This is a genomic window from Paenibacillus hubeiensis (assembly GCF_032334105.1).
Classification (GTDB): domain Bacteria; phylum Bacillota; class Bacilli; order Paenibacillales; family Paenibacillaceae; genus Paenibacillus; species Paenibacillus hubeiensis.
In genome coordinates, this window is sequence record NZ_JAVYAE020000017.1 from 1 (window position 1) to 16,326 (window position 16,326).

Sequence of the window (16,326 nt, forward strand, 5' to 3'; positions counted from 1 at the left end):
CATCTGAGGTATTGAAAAGAGCGATTAGCTCATTTTGAATCTGACGAGATAAAATATCTCAATGTCGCTCCGGTTTTTATACAGTCATACGACATGTACCAAAAACCCTCGCATTACTCACTCGTTGTTCAGTTTTCAAAGATCAAACTTCGTTTTCGTTACTAGGTTGTTGTCCTTAGCAACTCTTATATCTTATCACATCCGAACCAACTTTGCAAGCATTTTTTTAAGTTTCTTTTTTCGAAGCTTATTTGCTTTGCTTGCCGCACCATATTTCTCGGTGTTTTCTTGGCCGGAATTAGAATATACCATGTACATAAATATTATGCAAGTGTTTTTTTAAACTTTTTATCAGATGTCCCCTTAGCTCAAACCTAATTATCAAACCAATGCCGATTGTCCTGCCCCTTCTCTGTAATGAAAGTGACGCAAAAGTTCCCTTCTATCCAAACGCTCAAGAAACACAGCTTCTACGTACTGTTATGCCATTCCCCAAACTACAGCCTGATAATGCCCCCCCTCCGAGCACTTACATCAAAAAAGCCGATTTGGTGTTTGGCTGCCAGCGCTCGCACTGTCTCATATGCCTCTTCTGCCTCGACCAGGCAAATGCCACATATATGATATGCCTGCCGATCGAGTATTCGGTTAAACGATTGTCCGTCCCTTCCTCCTCCATCGCTTCAAACGTTTCGTCATCCACATCCATGGACGGAAATACTTGAACCATATCTTCATAAAAACGCTGAAGTCGTTCAGCACTTACAGTGATATCTTTGTATGTATGACCTTCGCTCCACTCTGTTTGTTTATCATACCATGCGAGAAATCCCTCTCTGCTCTGCGGGGCAGCTTTCGTATCAAATACCATCAAATCGTAACTCATACTTTGCCTCCTTACTGAAAATGCCTACTTATTATATAGAAGATACTATTTCGTCATGACCTCCCAAAGTGTCTCTGGCTCTAACCCCGCGCTTAGTTCCTCGCTGCACATCCTGCATTAAGCTGCAAAGCAACAAAAAAAAGCGAAAGCCCGGGTCACCCGGACGCTTCCGCTTTCTTCAATTCATTATCTTTATTCCCCGCCCATAAATACAAAGCGACAAATCACAATGATCGCTAATATCCACATTAACCAGTGAATCTTCACCTTGCGTTCGGTAACCAGGTTACCGAACACTGCCAATACGACATAGGATACAATCCCCGCCGAGATCCCGTTCGCAATCCCGCCCGTGAAAGGCATGAGTACGATGGTCAGAAATGCCGGAAACGCCTGCAGAAAATCATTCCACTCAATTTCGCGCACTTGGCTCATCATCAGCACACCCACGATAATCAGGGCAGGAGCCGTTGCAGCGGACGGTACGACCAGCGCAAGAGGCGCGATGAACAAGGAAAGAATAAACAACAGACCTGTCGTTACCGAGGTAAGGCCTGTACGCCCACCAGCCTCTACGCCCGAAGCACTTTCCACGAACGCCGTAATCGTGCTCGTCCCCAGCGCAGCACCCGCGCTGACACCGACAGCATCAACGAGCATCGCTTTACCGATCGTTTTCTCGCCTTTTTTCTTGTCTTTCATGATGCCCATCCGTGTCGCGGTACCCACCATCGTCCCGAACGTGTCAAACAGTTCTACAAATGTAAAAATGAAAATGATCTCAAACAGTCCAAGGCTAATCGCGCCTTTCAGATCAAGCTGACCCACTGCCAGATCACTGAAGTTAGGCAACCAGCTGGCAGTGGACAAACCATCAAGGTTGGTCACCCCCATCGGGATACCGATCAGCGTAGTAGCCACGATACCGATGAGCAGCGCACCTTTGACCCGCATAACCATTAATACGGCAATCAGCAAAAGACCGATCAATGCCAGCAGCGCATCATGATGCGTGATGAAGTTACCCAGCGACAAATTGAAACTGCTGCCCGGAATAGGCTTGCTCAGGTCAGCATCCGGCGCAACGTTTACCGTCACTGCAACCAGGTTGGCCAATTTGAAACCAACAATTGTAATGAAAAGACCGATACCGACCGTGATGGCAATCTTCAACGTTTGCGGCACGGCAACAAGCAGCATCTGGCGAATGCGTGTCACAGTGAGAATAATGAATACGATACCCGAGATAAAGACGGCACCGAGTGCAGCCTGCCAGGTAATCGCTCCATTTGAACTGAGAACCACAGTCATGAAGTACGCATTCAGCCCCATACCCGGCGCAAGCGCGATCGGGATGTTAACGAACAGCCCCATAATAATGGTCATCAAACCCGCCCCGACGGCAGTCGCAAAAAATACCGCATTGTCCGACATGCCGGCACCAGCTTGTCCAAGGAACAACGTATTGACGAACAGGATGTACGCCATCGTCATGAATGTGGTAAGTCCCGCAACAACCTCCGTTCTGACGGTCGTTCCGTTTTCTTTTAATTTAAAGAACCGATCCATGTTTTACTAACTCCTCCTTAGAGTAAATGAAGCCATTTCGAAAACGACAAATGACCCTGAGCATATGATTAAGCACCCAGGGTTCCGATTGGTCAGACCGGCACTCCTCTTCTAATGAAGAGACAAAAAAGAATTCCCATGTGCGCATGGTAACGCATTGCATGCAGAATTCATGGTGCCGCATCTTCTCCTCTTCGTAGCAGGATCATTAGGGTGATCTCGTAGAGACTCCCGAGCCCATTCCCGGGATTATACGAACAGTATGCGCGATTTGTTTGTTTTCCATCACTATTTTAGAAGCGGTGTCCCCTATTTGTCAATGACAAAAACGAATGTTAAAACTGAAACCGAAACCAAATGTTCGTGTTCAAGCAAAAAATATGAACAGAACACCAAAAAGGCTGCCGTAAATCACGACAGCCAAGCATGAATGTTATCGCTTCATTACCCTTTAATCCCGGAATTGAGGTTAATGGATTGAAGGAAATATTTTTGGGCAAAAATAAACAGAAGCAATGTCGGAATGATGGCCAAAATCGCAGACCCCATCAATTGTCCGATCATCCGGTAGTTTCCGTAGATATCCTGCAGCAGCAGCAATCCTGCCGTGATCGGCATTTTTTCGACATCCGTGTACACGATAACAGGCCAGAGGAAGTCGTTCCAAGACCCGATAAACGAGAACAGACCACAGACGATCAGTACCGGTTTCACGAGCGGCAAAATAATGGAATAGTAAATTCTGAACTCACCTGCTCCATCCACTTTGGCGGATTCGTCCAATTCATGCGGAATGCCTTTCATGAACTGACGAACGAGGAAGATATTCCCCATACCCGCAAGCCCCGGGATGATCATCGCCCAGGCGGTATTAACCCAGCCCAGCGCTTCGATCACTTTATATGAAGGAATCAGATTGACGACACCAGGGAAAAACGAAATGCCGAGCAGCGTGAAGAAGAGGGCATCTCTTCCCTTAAACTTGAGACGCGTATAACCGTAACCCGTAAGGGAAATGATCAAAACGACCAGCGCCGTATGCGAAATGGCAATGACAAGCGAGTTCACCAGCCATCTTAATATCGGTGCGGTTGAAGTGTTCTGCAAGACGGCAAGATAGTTGCCGAAGTCCCACTCTTTAGGAAGCAGACTAAAACCTGCCGATACGACCTCTGACTGCGAACGAAATGATGTTGTGATGCCGAAAATGACGGGCACAGCCCATACGATGCAAATACTGATCAAAAAGAGATACGATATATATTTGGATATGCTTATTTTTTTCGCCATTGTATTGTACCTGCTCCTTCCCTATCCACGTTCGATTCCGCCAATCTAATTGGCATTCCGGTTCATCACGTAATACTGCAGCGCGGAGATCACCAGAATGACCAAACCAAGCAACACGGCCATCGCGGAAGCCATCCCGGCTACCGATTCGCCGGAGCCAAAGGCCAGCTGCCGAATGTACATCATCAGCACGTGAGTGCTCTGCTGCGGTCCACCTTTAGTCATCATCAAAGGCTGTCCGAAGACGTTAAACGCCCCTGCTGTCGTCATGACAAACGTGAAAATCAGCGGAAAACGAATGGAAGGGAGCGTAATGCTGAAAAATCTGCGCACAGGCCCTGCACCGTCCATCTCGGCGGCCTCGTACAAATCACCCGGAACGCCATTGATTGAGGCACGATAAATAATCATGTTTCCACCAACGGCACCCCAGACTGAAATCACGATAATAATAATCCATGCATAAGGCTGATTCGCCGCCCAGGATATTTCCGATCCGAACACATTCCCGGTAATACCCAACTGCTTGTTGAAAATAAGGGACCAGATCAGGGCCGCCGCCGAAATGGAGATCAGACCCGGAATGTAGATAATGGCCTGCATGAAACCTTTGAACTTGACCTTCTTATGCTCAAGGGCAACCGCAACCAGAAGCGGAATGATAATGAGAGGCGGCACACTTAACACCACAAAGATCAATGTGTTCTTCAAACCGTTATAAAACTGGAAGTGGAAAGAGGACTCGGTATCGAATAAAATGGTTTTATAGTTATCCAATCCAACCCATACCGGATCGTTGATCAGGTTCCATTTCGTGAAAGAAGCATAAATACCGTAAATCGTCGGCAGCAAAATGAACATCAGGAACAGGATCAAGTGAGGGCCAACGAACAGAAACGGTGCAAAAGATCGTTTATTCATATCCTTTCATTTCTCCTTTGGGAAAAGCAATGCGCCAACCAGGTGGCACATTGCTTTTAATGCAATTAAATGGCGGGGTGCGCATCACACATCCATTTGTGTCGTTCCGGCATCATTGGGCTCCGCTGCTGCCTTGCGCGATCTTGTCTTCAACTTCCTTTTGCATCGTCTGCAGCGTTTCATCGAGGTCGACATTGCCTCGAACGATGTCTACGGAATATTTATCCACGACTTCTGCAATATATGGATAATACTCATACGTGTAAATGTAAAGGGATTCGATTTCTTTATCGTTAGATGTGAAGAACGATTGCATGTAGTTTTTGTATTCGGGATTCTCAATGACCTGTTTACTTGCTACGGTCTGTCCGGCTTTCGCCCACTCCATCGAATTCTGACGGATGAACTCCAGGAACTTGCCGATGCCTTGCTCTTTCTCATCGGTTCTTGCTTCATTCTTCATCATGGCGAACAAGTGGGAAGAAGAACGGTTCGTAAACTTATCGGCAGTCGTTGAGTACACATTCGTTACACCAAAGTTCAAACCTTCAACGGCCGCATGCGCCGTGGAGCTCCATGTGCCGTCCGTAGAGAACAGTACGTTGCCGGATTGGAACATCAAGTACCCATCTTCGCCGAATGGGGTCATCAGGCCGGCATCGGCAACTTTCTTGATGCTTTCGTAAACCTGTTTCATTTCCGGTGTATTGATCGAAGGTTTACCGTCTTTCTGTACGTCTCCGCCGACGTTCTGCAATTGGCCCAGAACAACCCAACCAAACAGGGCATCATTGACGACATAGTCGCCCTCATCCAGCTTCCCTTGCAGGGAAAGCATTTCGTCGATGGTCACAACGTTGTCGTCCAGGAAAGATTCGACGCCGTATTTCTTCAACAAGTCTTTGTTGTAATACATGACGTTGCTATGAATATCGAGAGGAACGGTATATTGCGTGCCATCGATGTTACCCGTGGACCAAGCTTGCGGCAAGTAATTTTCTTCCTTGATCTCCGGCTGTCCGGCAAGCACGTTCGTCATCGGTTCCAGTACGTTTTGCTTAACGTATCCAGGCACGCGGTCAGCGTGGATAATTGTCAGATCCGGAATACCTTTGCCGGAGTTGATTACAGTGGACAGTTTCGTGTACATGTCAGAAGTGACTACATGTTTTACTTTGATTTCCGGTTCGGTGGCATTATATTCTTTGACCAGTTGATCCATGTACGCTCCATCTTCACCCGTCAATGGCGTCCAGAACGTAATCGTATTTTTGTCGTTCGAGCCGCAGCCTGCGAGCACAACAGCCATTAACAAGACAAATGCCATGGATACTAAACCTTTTTTACGTTTCACACAAGAACCCCCCTAGAATGATCAATCCCAAATGTTTAACTGTAAACGCATTCAAATATCATACGAATATGGCAGGGCGTGTATCCAATCGGAATCCCTTGAAACATAACCCTGCATTATCGTTGGAAACTGGATGGAGGAAGCTTGCCTAGGAGTGCTCCCTCCGACCACCCAAACATTAATCTTTAAATTAATGATTAATGTTTTTATGAATTTATCGTAATTCATAGCGCTTTCATTGTCAACCACTTTGTTCCACTTTACTGGAATAAATCTTGCTGTGTTTGTCGTTACACTTCAAAAGAACGGCCGTCCGGCACAGGAATGCCGAATACGGGGAAACCTGCATCGTCCCACCCGAATACTTGAGCGCGGGCATGCCGATTCGGATCATACAGCGGATCGCCCTCGATCTCTTTGTAGTTGCGTGCGTGATAAACGATAATATCCTGGCTTCCATCCGGGGATACGGTAAAACTGTTGTGCCCCGGTCCGTATTGCCCCACTTCCTCGTTCGTCTGGAACACGGGCTCCGGAAGCTTGACCCAGCTTTCCGCCGCCAGAAGATCGCTGTCCTCGTCGGCATAAAGAAGTCCCATGCAATAATTGTGATCGGTCGCGCTCGCAGAGAACGCAATGAATATCTTTCCGTTGCGCTTCAATACCGCTGCTCCCTCATTCACCAGAAAGCCAATCTTTTCCCAATCATGCGTCGGCTCGGCAATCATCACTTGTTCCGAACCAAGGGTCCACGGGTTTTCCATGGAAGCGATGTACAGATTGGAATTCCCGACAATGTCAGGGTCCTTCTGTGCCCATACAAGATATTGCACGCCTTTATGCTCAAATGAAGTGGCATCAAGGGCAAAGCTTTCCCATTTGGTTTTGATCTGTCCCTTCTCGACCCATTCGCCTTCAAGCGGATTGGCCGAGGCGTTTTCCAACACGAACATGCGATGGTCGAAGAGGCCTTCAACCGTTTCTGTGGTGCGGGCTGCAGCAAAATAGATATACCATTTGCCTTGCACGAAATGGATTTCCGGCGCCCAAATGTTGGCACTCATCGGCCCTTTGTCATACTTGCGCCATGCCACAACAGGCTCGGCCTCGCCCAATTCCTGAATCGTGCGGGCTCTCCTCACTTCAATCCGGTCGTATTCCGGCACGGAGCCGGTAAAATAATAATATCCGTCGGTATGTTTGTATACCCATGGATCGGCTCTCTGCGGTATAATCGGATTAATAAACGATGTTTCTGTCGGTACGGTACTCATCGTGTCATCCCCTGTTCTGTGAATAGACCCATTCACATTTTTGTTTATTAATTCACATTTACATTGATTAATTCACTTAAATACTAAAATACAATCCTAAGATGTGTCAATTGCCTTAACGGTAAAATCTCTCCAATGATTTGAATTTGTTTACATTTTTCCGAATCATTCTGATTAATTTTTGTTTTTTTTCAACATATTTGGTATATTTCTTTAAAGAGACCGTTCAACTTTTCTTGTGATTGCTTTCGAAATCCGATATTATTAAATTCTACGTTTAACATTCACAATAATGTTAATAGTTCATTTCTGTTCGGAGGAATAACATTGAAAATCGACCTGAACGAAAAAAACCTGCATATTTTTGAAGCACTCTCCAGCAACGTGCGCATCCAAATCGTGCACCTGCTGTCCAAAAAATCGATGAATATAAAAGAACTGGCCGAAGCTCTCGGCCTCAGCAGCGCCATCATGACCATGCATATCAAGAAACTCGAAAAGGCCGGCGTCGTCGAGTCAGCGATGGCCCCCGGCAAAGGAGGAGCCGCGCAAAAGGTTTGCTCCCTTAACATGGATACTCTTGAAATCGCATTCCCGACCAAAGACGTCATTCCGCGGGAGATCCGCAAAACCGAAATTTCGGTCGGCCACTTCACCGATTTGCAGATCAAACCCACTTGCGGCATATGCACGCGGGATTCCATCATCGGCATCTTTGACGATCCGCGCTACTTCCTGGACCCGGATCGGCTCAAAGCCAAAATCCTGTGGTTCGGCCAAGGTTATATCGAATACAAGATCCCGAATTATTTGATGGGGGATGAAAATCCGGAGGAGCTTGAAATTTCGATGGAAATTTCCTCGGAGGCCCCGCTGACCAACAATAACTGGCCTTCGGACATTACGTTTATCGTGAACGGGGTCGAAGTGGGCATGTGGACTAGCCCTGGGGATTTCGGAGGCAAAGGCAAGCTGAACCCGCCATGGTGGTTCGAAAGCGTCAACCAGTACGGGCTGCTGAAACATTTGATCATCAAAAAAGAAGGCACCTTTATGGATGGCGTCAAATTATCCGACGTGAGCATCGACGATATCGGTATACGCAACAGCTATTGGTCCTTGCGCATCGCCGTTAAGGAAGATGCCGAGCATATCGGCGGCGTCACCCTCTTCGGACAAGGCTTCGGCAATCATAATCAGGACATCATTTTCCGCCTGTATTACACGCAGCAAGAGGAAAAACCGGAGTAATACTTCTTGGGAAATAGATGATATAGAAACCGCATTAATTAATCACACAAGGCCCTGCCTCCGTCAAGAACGGTGGTCAGGGCCTTTGCTGGTTGATTAGGCTCAGTTAGTTAAACATAACATACCTAGGAAAAATCATGTTCCTTAAGTTTGGACTTCCTTCTTGCAGAGCAATATCTTCCATCAGGCACCCGGTGGCTGCATTCCCCCGCTGAATCCGCCGCCGACTCGAACCTCCAAAGCATTCCAGGTGTCTCCATCCAAGGTGACATTCACGATGTCCCCTTCCTTCAGATCGGCGGGGCTGATCTCACTTTCGGTTCCGCCCTGTTCTCCCTGTGTCATCGAAACGATTTTTGTCGAATCGGTCAAGGCAACTTCAACCGTCTCATCGGTGAACATACCCTCCGTGTTCATCTCACCCGGGGGTAGTCCTTGTCCCTCCCCACCTTCCGGCGCCGCTGGCGGTTCTTCGCCTTCTGCCGGAGCGTTTCCTGACTGTGCATCTTGAGGCGGTTGTTTTCCCTCATTCATCGGGCCGCCTTCGCCGGGCTGCTGGGAAGACTTGTACAACGTGATGGCTTGACCATCGATGGACTTGATTTTACCCATCAGCATGGTTCCTGGAACCTCCGTTGCCGCCTCTTGTCCGGTTTGTCCCTCGCTCGCTTCCGAGGTCTGCTCTGCTCCGATGGAACTGTCCGCCGCAGACGCCCCTGCCGCAGTCGCCGATATGTCCGTTGATGCCGTTTCTGTATTTTGTGCCGCCGTTCCGCAGCCTGCCAACATAACCACTAACATTGCGCTGCTTAAACCCATCGTCCATTTGTTCATTTTGTTTTTGTTCTTCATATGAGTCGTTCCCCTTTCAGCAACTTTCGTTGTTGATGTACTTAGTGTACATGCCCCACCTTAAATGGATCTGAAAGTAAAATAAAAAAACTCCCTTCGATCCTGCTGAAATTACGCAGATAAAAGAGAGTCTTTTTCGCTTTATTGTTGCCGTTATGGCTGAAATAACGATGTTAGTCCATGAAACAAGCCCTGGAGCACCAGGGCTTGTCCCGAACTTAACAACATGAATAGTTAATGACCTATTCCCACTCGATCGTTGCTGGCGGCTTGGACGTTACGTCATACACGATTCGGTTGACGTTGTCCACTTCGTTGACGATGCGCACGGAGATTTTCTCCAGCACGTCCCAAGGGATACGTGCCCAGTCCGCCGTCATGCCGTCGATGGAAGTCACCGCACGAATACCTACGGTGTAGGAATACGTACGTGCGTCACCCATAACGCCAACGCTCTTCATGTTAGGCAGCGCCGTAAAGTACTGCCAGATTTCGCGGCCCAGTCCGGCCTTAATGATTTCTTCACGCAGGATGTAATCGGAATCCCGTACGATTTTCAGCTTTTCTTCCGTAACTTCGCCAAGCACGCGGATCGCAAGACCCGGGCCCGGGAACGGCTGACGCCATACGATTTCGTCCGGCAGACCGCATTCTGTTCCCACTTTGCGAACTTCGTCCTTGAACAGAGCGCTCAATGGCTCAATCAATTTGAAGTTCATGTCTTCAGGCAAACCGCCCACGTTATGGTGAGACTTGATCGTTTGAGCCGTAGCCGTGCCGCTCTCTACGATATCCGTGTACAGCGTACCTTGAGCCAGGAATTCGAAATCATCGAATTTTTTGGACTCTTCGTCAAAGACGTAGATGAATTCGTTACCGATGATTTTGCGTTTTTGTTCCGGATCGTCAACGCCCGCCAATTTGGACAGGAAACGTTCCTGTGCGTCGATTTTGACCACTTTCATGTCAAACTTGCCAACAAAGGTCTCCATAACGCTTTCGGCTTCGCCTTTGCGCAGCAAACCGTGATCGATGAACATACATGTCAGTTGGTCGCCGATCGCTCTGTGGATCAACGCAGCTACAACGGAAGAATCCACGCCGCCGCTGAGCGCGCAGAGCACTTTGCCGTCGCCCACTTTTTCGCGAATATCGTTAACGGTATCCTCGATGAACGTTTCCATGCTCCAGTTGCCTTCGCAACCGCAAATTTCGTACAGGAAGTTGCGAATCATTTCATTACCGCGCACGGAGTGCTGTACTTCCGGGTGGAACTGGACTGCATACAATTTGCGCTCGTCATTGCTCATCGCCGCGATTGGCGCACTTTCCGTACCTGCATCCAGTTTGAATCCTGGAGGAAGCGTAACGACGTGGTCTCCATGGCTCATCCATACCGTGTGCTCGCCTTCGATGCCTTTAGCCAGGGCAGCGCCCGGAGCAAATGCCAGGTCTGCTTTACCATACTCGCGTTTCTCGGCGCGCTCCACTTTACCTTCGAGCTGCTGCGCCATAAGCTGCATGCCGTAGCAGATCCCGAAGATCGGAAGTCCCAGATCGTAAACGGCCGGATCGACGTGCGGCGCATTCTCTGCGTACACGCTGGATGGACCTCCGGAGAATACGATCCCTTTCGGCGACAATTCCGCAATTTTCTCAGCCGGTGTGTTGTACGGCAAAAGCTCGCTGTACACGCCCAGATCCCGGATTCTTCTGGCGATCAATTGGTTGTACTGGCCCCCGAAGTCAAGGACAACCACAATTTCATTTTGCTTGTTCATTACCGTGCCTCCCTCAATTAATGAAACTAATTATACGCAACGACAAAACATACCGTCAAGGAAAGGAGAAGCTCCTTTATTCGACATTTTTGCGTATGTATGCCGTGCAACGTCAGGACGGACAAACCTCCACTGGATAAGGACATTTTTGCGATGGACACGCTTGTCCTTCCTCCTGTTCATCCTTGCGTGGAAAAACGCCCCATTCGCGCCAAAACGCGACACAAGGCGTCCAGAAACCTAATCTTCAACTGAACTCGGCAGCAAAGCGCAAATACCGCTTAAGGCTGCGGTTTTACCATATATACGCTCACGACTGTGACAAACACCACGAACTCTCTTTCGCCCCTAAGGTGTTACGCATCCGACCCCACGTGTGCCTGAGATCGGCTTGGTCTATGTGAGCGGCCGGGGCGGGTTGGCGCCGCCTGCCCGTCAGGAGGCCCGGTGGTGCCGGGCCAGGCGCAGCGCCCGGCGCAGGAAATCGAGGCTGTCCGCGCGCAGCGGACGCTCAGGCCCGTACAGCAGCCGCTCCCAGTCGGCTGCGAACCGCGCGACGTCCGCGCTGTCCGCGCCCGCGGCCACGGGGGCAGACGCTGCATACTCCCGCAGCGTCATGCCCTCCGGCCGCGGGCCGTACCGGCGCGCGAGCGCGGCCCAGACCGGAGCGGCGGCGCGCAGCAGCCGCTCGCGGTCCGGAAAGCTGCTGCGCGGCCACGCCAGCAGCAGCCACAGCCGCAGCGCGGGGCGAAGCCGCCGCATGCGGAACGCGCCGGCGGCGAGCAGCAGCGCCGCTGCCGCAAGGGCTGCCGCGGGCCACGGGTCCGCGGCAAGCTCCCGGGCGCGTGCGTGCAGCCACGCGCCCGCACTGCCCATGCCGCCGCCATGCTCCTGCGGCGGCGGGGCAACCTCGCCGGGCTGCTGCCCGGCGGCCGCCGCAGCGCCCGCATCAGCGCCTGGCGCCGGCCCGAATCCCGGCGTTGCTTCAAACGGAATCCAGCCCGCGCCGGGAAAATACACCTCCACCCAGGAATGGGCATCCCCCTGGGTGATAACATAACGATCCGGAACCTGCGGATCCGGTTCTCCGGGGGCAAAACCTTTCACCCACCGCGCGGGAATACCTTCCGCACGCAGCAGCACAACCATCGCCGTAGAGAAATGGTTGCAATACCCGGCATGAGTCACGAACAGGAAATCGTCTACGAAATCCGTTCCACGCGGAGGCATGCGGGTATCCAGCGTGTATGACGCATGCTGACCGAGATACGTTTTCACCGCCTGAACGGCATCATACCGGGTCTCGCTTTCCCGAACGATGTCGGATGCAAGGTCACGCACGCGCTGCGGAAGCGTGTCCGGCAGTTGAAGATACGTTCTGCGAACTGGCGCAGGATCGCCGCTCCCAGGCATGGCGGCAAGCGACCGAAGCTGTTCCGGTGCAGCGGATGGTATCATGACATCCACCGTATATGCCTGCACTCCGCCCGCACTTCCGGCAGCCCCTGCCAGCCATAACGTTCCTGTATCTTCATTAGAGAGCAATTCCCGGCCACTCGGTTCGTGCCCGCTGTTGCGATCCAGAAAGGTAAAACGAACCGGAACACCTCCCGTAAAAAGCGGGCTCGACCCCCGCCACTCCCGCTGCATGGTGATCGTTTGCCGAATACGGGTCCAGTAAGCCTGATTTTCCCAGCCATCAACCCGCAGCAGACCTGAGGGATCGGCATGCTTGAAGCGCTGCTCCGCATCGCTCCAGGAATTTCCGTTATAAAAGGAACGGGTCTCCCCCCGCCAATAGGTTGCCTTAGGGCTTCGAGCCGTGAACACAATCTCTTCTCCTTGGGTTAACGGCGCGCCCATCGGTGCATCCACCGTACCATATCCGGTGACGGACAAGGAGGCAGGAATGCTTCCCGATTGAGCATATCCTGCCCATTTGGCCAGGCTTTCGGCCATTCGGCTCAAGGAGATCCGTTCGGCCGGAGCCACCGTTCCCAACTGGATGGGAAGCGTTGATACCAGGATAAGAAACGCTGCGGACCCCATCGCTATGCCGCACCATGCACCGTATGTTCTGGCCCGCCGGCGGTATGTCCCCCCTCCGCCGGTAATGCGCAAAAATTGCAGCAAACCTTGAATGCTCAACAACCATAAGACGGACCGCACGATGGAACCAAAGGCATCGAACCCCACCAATGCTTCGAGCAATAGCAAATACAGCATCGTGCCCATGCCAAACAGCATGACGCTGCGTCGCATCAAAACGAGATACTGCACGGAAGCCAGCAGCATGCTCCATCCACAGAGCATGAGCAAACCTTTCGTTTCCGTGCTCATCGCGCTAAATCGGCCGCTTCCCATCCATGCGCCCAAATCCGCATTCAGCGTTGCCGGATATGACCATGCCCATTCTGCAGGGTGATTCCCTCCATACATCAGGGATAACGAGACCAGCACAACCGGAATTCGCAGCACGATGCCCGTCATCAAGCTCGTACGCAGCAAACCCATCATGAGAAGCACGGCCGACATGCCGAACATGACGCTCAAAAAACGCTCGCTCCCCTCCTGTCCGGAGGAGGTGACCGGATGAATCCACTCCATGGAAAGGATCAACACCAGAGCGGATATCGGCAGCCTGAACGCCCAGAGGATCGAGGCGACCATCGGAAGCTCCGGACGGGCCCCGGTCGTTTGCCAAGCGACCTCCCCAACCGGGAATGATGGCAGAACAGAGCTCTTTCGTTCACGCACCCACATCGACGACCACCGCCTTTCCCGGTAAAGACAAGCTGCCGCTGACGGCAGGCCCGGCAACAATACGAACGCCGCACAGCCTAAGCTGTTCCAGCCAGGTTTCGGTGGATTTCGCATTTTCTTTTAACGGGTCTGCATGGCCTGGTTTCACTTCCCGGATACCTTCATTCGGCCCAATAGAAACGTTTCCCGCCATGTGCTCGGTCAGATGCAGCTCCACGCGAAATCCGTCATCGGCCGCCCTATGAATCCATTCGACAAGAGCTTGGTCCGGTTTGCCGGCAAACACAACAATGTCCGAACCTTGAGGCAAGTCTTCCAGCATCCTTGTTTCCAGCCTGTCAGGGCCGGCAGGCGAACGACCCAGGCGAGCATGGGCCAATCTGTACAAAGCGCGTTCCAGACTGTCTTCAGCGCTCTCCGCGTGCCTTGGGAATGGCCGATCACCATCGTCTATGCCGGGCTCCTTCCCCTCCAGCCACAGCCTTAACGGGATATGGCCCATGTCGGCATCGTGGATTCGGCGCGCAGCCATTTGCACCGCCCGTTCGAACCCTGGATGATCGTGCTGATCACGGTTTTGGGCCTGATATCCCGTCCTTCCTTCATATAAAAGCACAGCTAGTGAAGCGCATGGCGAAGTTTCCGGCAGGAATGTATGCAGTTTGCCTGTTCTGGCCGAGCTTTTCCAATGAATCCGGCTGAGGGGATCGCCTTCCCGATACTCGCGGAGCTCGAAACCGCTGCTATCCGTAGTATGGGGATCGTGCGCCGTTCCATCTTCCGAACCGGCCCAGCCGCTGCCTGCTTCAATCTCCGTCCCGTCTCCAACCGCAGGCGTAACCACGATCGGTTCGCTTCCTTTCGTTACAGAAGAAGCCGTGTTCCAGCCGAACGCATCGCCCCAGTAAAGCCGTCCGGGGGACCATGAGTGAACCCCTCTGCGAAGCCCGTTTAGTTCATACTCGTATGAAAAATGTCTTTTCATACCAGGGAAGAACCATTTTCGATGCATGCCGGCAGGCGTATTGTCAGAAACAACGATCCATAACAGGGGGATGGGACAATCGAATGCCAATTCAACCCGCACCCTGACAACGTCCCCCACGGCAATCCGGTCGGAATGGAGATGCCTGCGAATACGGATGCGACGTGGCCCAAGCATGTGAAGCAGCAGTCCATATACCCACATGATGACCGCCATCGCAGCCAGAAAAAGAGTCGATCTCCCGCCATGCCATACATATAAGGCAACCAACGCAGTTGCCAGCATCGCATGAACCAGCCGCCCTCCAATCCCGGTCATGACCGCCGTCCCCTTCCTTGCGCCGCCATCTGAACGGGAACGGGAACCGTTGAAAGCACATCGCGAATGACCTGCTCTTGGGCGTTGCTTCCGTCGGTCCTGTTCTGCGATTTCAGTTGGATGCGATGCGAGAGGACGGGCACGGCCATTGCCTTCACGTCGTCCGGAACGACATAACTTCTTCCGTGCAAATAAGCATGTGCCTGTACCGCGGTCATCCACGCCAGCGTTCCTCGCGGACTGATTCCAAGCCTGACGGCGGCATGGCTTCGGGTAGCTACGGCCACGGCAACAAGATATTGCTTAATGACGGCATCCACGTGTACATGCCTTACCTCGCGCTGCATCGCAACCACCTCTTCGGCCAGCAGGACGGGCTTCATTCCCTCCACCCGTTCCCTGCTCCGCTCCCTGGACAAAAGCTCCACTTCCTGCTCCGGCTCCGGATAACCAAGACCGATCCTCATCATGAAACGGTCCAGCTGTGCTTCAGGTAATCGATATGTTCCTTCGAACTGAAGCGGATTCTGTGTCGCGAGCAGCAAAAAAGGTCGGGGAAGCGCATGAGTTGTACCATCGACGGTAACGCAGCGCTCCTCCATCGCCTCCAGAAGGGCGGACTGCGTTCGCGGTGCCGCGCGGTTAATTTCGTCGGCCAAAACGATGTGTGACATCACCGGGCCGGGACGAAAGCGGAACTCCCCGGTCGCAGAATGATAGATGGAAACTCCCGTAACGTCGGCAGGCATGACATCCGCGGTGAACTGTATGCGTCCCATGGAACAGCCCAACGAAGATGCTACGGCACGCACAAGCATCGTTTTCCCCGTGCCGGGCACATCCTCCAGAAGAACATGGCCATCGCTAAGCATGGCGGTCAGAATGTACCCGATTTCCTTCCTTTTCCCAATAATGACTTGCTCAATCCGTTTCATCACCCTATTCAGCAGTTCCACCGCATGATCATGTTCCATCCGGATCGTTGACATGCCCTCTCCCACCTTTCTTGCCACTGGCATTTCTGAACCATAGTAATCTATGATTCATTGTTGCCCGGAAGTAGAAAGGATAAACCGGATTCT

Annotated in this window: 12 protein-coding genes and 1 riboswitch; of the genes, 1 reads left to right on the top strand and 11 read right to left on the bottom strand. The window is 51.6% G+C overall.

Features of this window, described 5'->3' with window-relative positions:
* Window positions 1–529 precede the first annotated feature (529 nt).
* The 6 genes from RSX24_RS27675 to RSX24_RS27700 form a co-directional block, all read right to left on the bottom strand.
* Window positions 530–886: an aldo-keto reductase family protein gene (locus RSX24_RS27675; RefSeq protein ID WP_343262377.1), complete on the bottom strand. Its 357-nt coding sequence runs from the start codon at window positions 884–886 to the stop codon at window positions 530–532.
* A 192-nt stretch (window positions 887–1,078) separates the two neighbouring features.
* Complete coding sequence (locus tag RSX24_RS27680; protein ID WP_236420847.1) at window positions 1,079–2,455, bottom strand: NCS2 family permease; 1,377 nt, start codon at window positions 2,453–2,455, stop codon at window positions 1,079–1,081.
* 177 nt (window positions 2,456–2,632) lie between these two features.
* Window positions 2,633–2,732, bottom strand: a riboswitch (purine riboswitch).
* 167 nt (window positions 2,733–2,899) lie between these two features.
* A complete protein-coding gene (locus RSX24_RS27685) occupies window positions 2,900–3,745 on the bottom strand; it encodes a carbohydrate ABC transporter permease (RefSeq protein ID WP_236420846.1) in 846 nt (281 codons plus the stop codon).
* A gap of 45 nt (window positions 3,746–3,790) precedes the next feature.
* Window positions 3,791–4,666: a carbohydrate ABC transporter permease gene (locus RSX24_RS27690; RefSeq protein ID WP_236420845.1), complete on the bottom strand. Its 876-nt coding sequence runs from the start codon at window positions 4,664–4,666 to the stop codon at window positions 3,791–3,793.
* Between the two features lie 112 nt (window positions 4,667–4,778).
* On the bottom strand, window positions 4,779–5,993 hold the full coding sequence (locus RSX24_RS27695; protein WP_438286899.1) for an extracellular solute-binding protein: 1,215 nt from the start codon (window positions 5,991–5,993) through the stop codon (window positions 4,779–4,781).
* 317 nt (window positions 5,994–6,310) lie between these two features.
* The gene (locus RSX24_RS27700) at window positions 6,311–7,294 is read right to left on the bottom strand and encodes a glycoside hydrolase family 43 protein (RefSeq protein WP_343262378.1); all 984 of its coding nucleotides are present in this window, start codon (window positions 7,292–7,294) and stop codon (window positions 6,311–6,313) included.
* A gap of 327 nt (window positions 7,295–7,621) precedes the next feature.
* On the opposite strand from RSX24_RS27700, the gene RSX24_RS27705 reads away from it, so the two are divergent.
* Window positions 7,622–8,545: an ArsR/SmtB family transcription factor gene (locus RSX24_RS27705; RefSeq protein ID WP_236420842.1), complete on the top strand. Its 924-nt coding sequence runs from the start codon at window positions 7,622–7,624 to the stop codon at window positions 8,543–8,545.
* 183 nt (window positions 8,546–8,728) lie between these two features.
* On the opposite strand, the gene RSX24_RS27710 is transcribed toward RSX24_RS27705, so the two are convergent.
* From RSX24_RS27710 to RSX24_RS27730, 5 genes are all read right to left on the bottom strand, one after another.
* A complete protein-coding gene (locus RSX24_RS27710; protein WP_343262379.1) occupies window positions 8,729–9,397 on the bottom strand; it encodes a hypothetical protein in 669 nt (222 codons plus the stop codon).
* Window positions 9,398–9,639: 242 nt separating this feature from the next.
* Complete coding sequence (gene guaA / locus RSX24_RS27715) at window positions 9,640–11,178, bottom strand: glutamine-hydrolyzing GMP synthase (protein ID WP_236420840.1); 1,539 nt, start codon at window positions 11,176–11,178, stop codon at window positions 9,640–9,642.
* Between the two features lie 435 nt (window positions 11,179–11,613).
* Complete coding sequence (locus tag RSX24_RS27720; RefSeq protein WP_343262380.1) at window positions 11,614–13,941, bottom strand: DUF4129 domain-containing transglutaminase family protein; 2,328 nt, start codon at window positions 13,939–13,941, stop codon at window positions 11,614–11,616.
* Window positions 13,928–15,244, bottom strand: coding sequence for a DUF58 domain-containing protein (locus tag RSX24_RS27725; RefSeq protein WP_343262381.1), 1,317 nt, complete (start codon window positions 15,242–15,244; stop codon window positions 13,928–13,930). Before RSX24_RS27725 ends, RSX24_RS27720 begins: the two co-directional genes overlap by 14 nt.
* Window positions 15,241–16,233: an AAA family ATPase gene (locus RSX24_RS27730; protein WP_339276034.1), complete on the bottom strand. Its 993-nt coding sequence runs from the start codon at window positions 16,231–16,233 to the stop codon at window positions 15,241–15,243. The genes RSX24_RS27725 and RSX24_RS27730 overlap by 4 nt, the downstream gene beginning before the upstream one ends.
* Between the last annotated feature and the right edge of the window lie 93 nt (window positions 16,234–16,326).

What these genes read in the sequence shown, in the direction of transcription:
- guaA (WP_236420840.1), bottom strand. Translation starts at nt 11,178, where the DNA reads ATGAACAAGCAAAATGAAATTGTGGTTGTCCTTGACTTCGGGGGCCAG.
- RSX24_RS27730 (WP_339276034.1), bottom strand. Translation starts at nt 16,233, where the DNA reads ATGTCAACGATCCGGATGGAACATGATCATGCGGTGGAACTGCTGAAT.
- RSX24_RS27710 (WP_343262379.1), bottom strand. Translation starts at nt 9,397, where the DNA reads ATGAAGAACAAAAACAAAATGAACAAATGGACGATGGGTTTAAGCAGC.
- RSX24_RS27695 (WP_438286899.1), bottom strand. Translation starts at nt 5,993, where the DNA reads ATGGCATTTGTCTTGTTAATGGCTGTTGTGCTCGCAGGCTGCGGCTCG.
- RSX24_RS27720 (WP_343262380.1), bottom strand. Translation starts at nt 13,941, where the DNA reads ATGTGGGTGCGTGAACGAAAGAGCTCTGTTCTGCCATCATTCCCGGTT.
- RSX24_RS27725 (WP_343262381.1), bottom strand. Translation starts at nt 15,244, where the DNA reads ATGACCGGGATTGGAGGGCGGCTGGTTCATGCGATGCTGGCAACTGCG.
- RSX24_RS27700 (WP_343262378.1), bottom strand. Translation starts at nt 7,294, where the DNA reads ATGAGTACCGTACCGACAGAAACATCGTTTATTAATCCGATTATACCG.
- RSX24_RS27690 (WP_236420845.1), bottom strand. Translation starts at nt 4,666, where the DNA reads ATGAATAAACGATCTTTTGCACCGTTTCTGTTCGTTGGCCCTCACTTG.
- RSX24_RS27675 (WP_343262377.1), bottom strand. Translation starts at nt 886, where the DNA reads ATGAGTTACGATTTGATGGTATTTGATACGAAAGCTGCCCCGCAGAGC.
- RSX24_RS27685 (WP_236420846.1), bottom strand. Translation starts at nt 3,745, where the DNA reads ATGGCGAAAAAAATAAGCATATCCAAATATATATCGTATCTCTTTTTG.
- RSX24_RS27680 (WP_236420847.1), bottom strand. Translation starts at nt 2,455, where the DNA reads ATGGATCGGTTCTTTAAATTAAAAGAAAACGGAACGACCGTCAGAACG.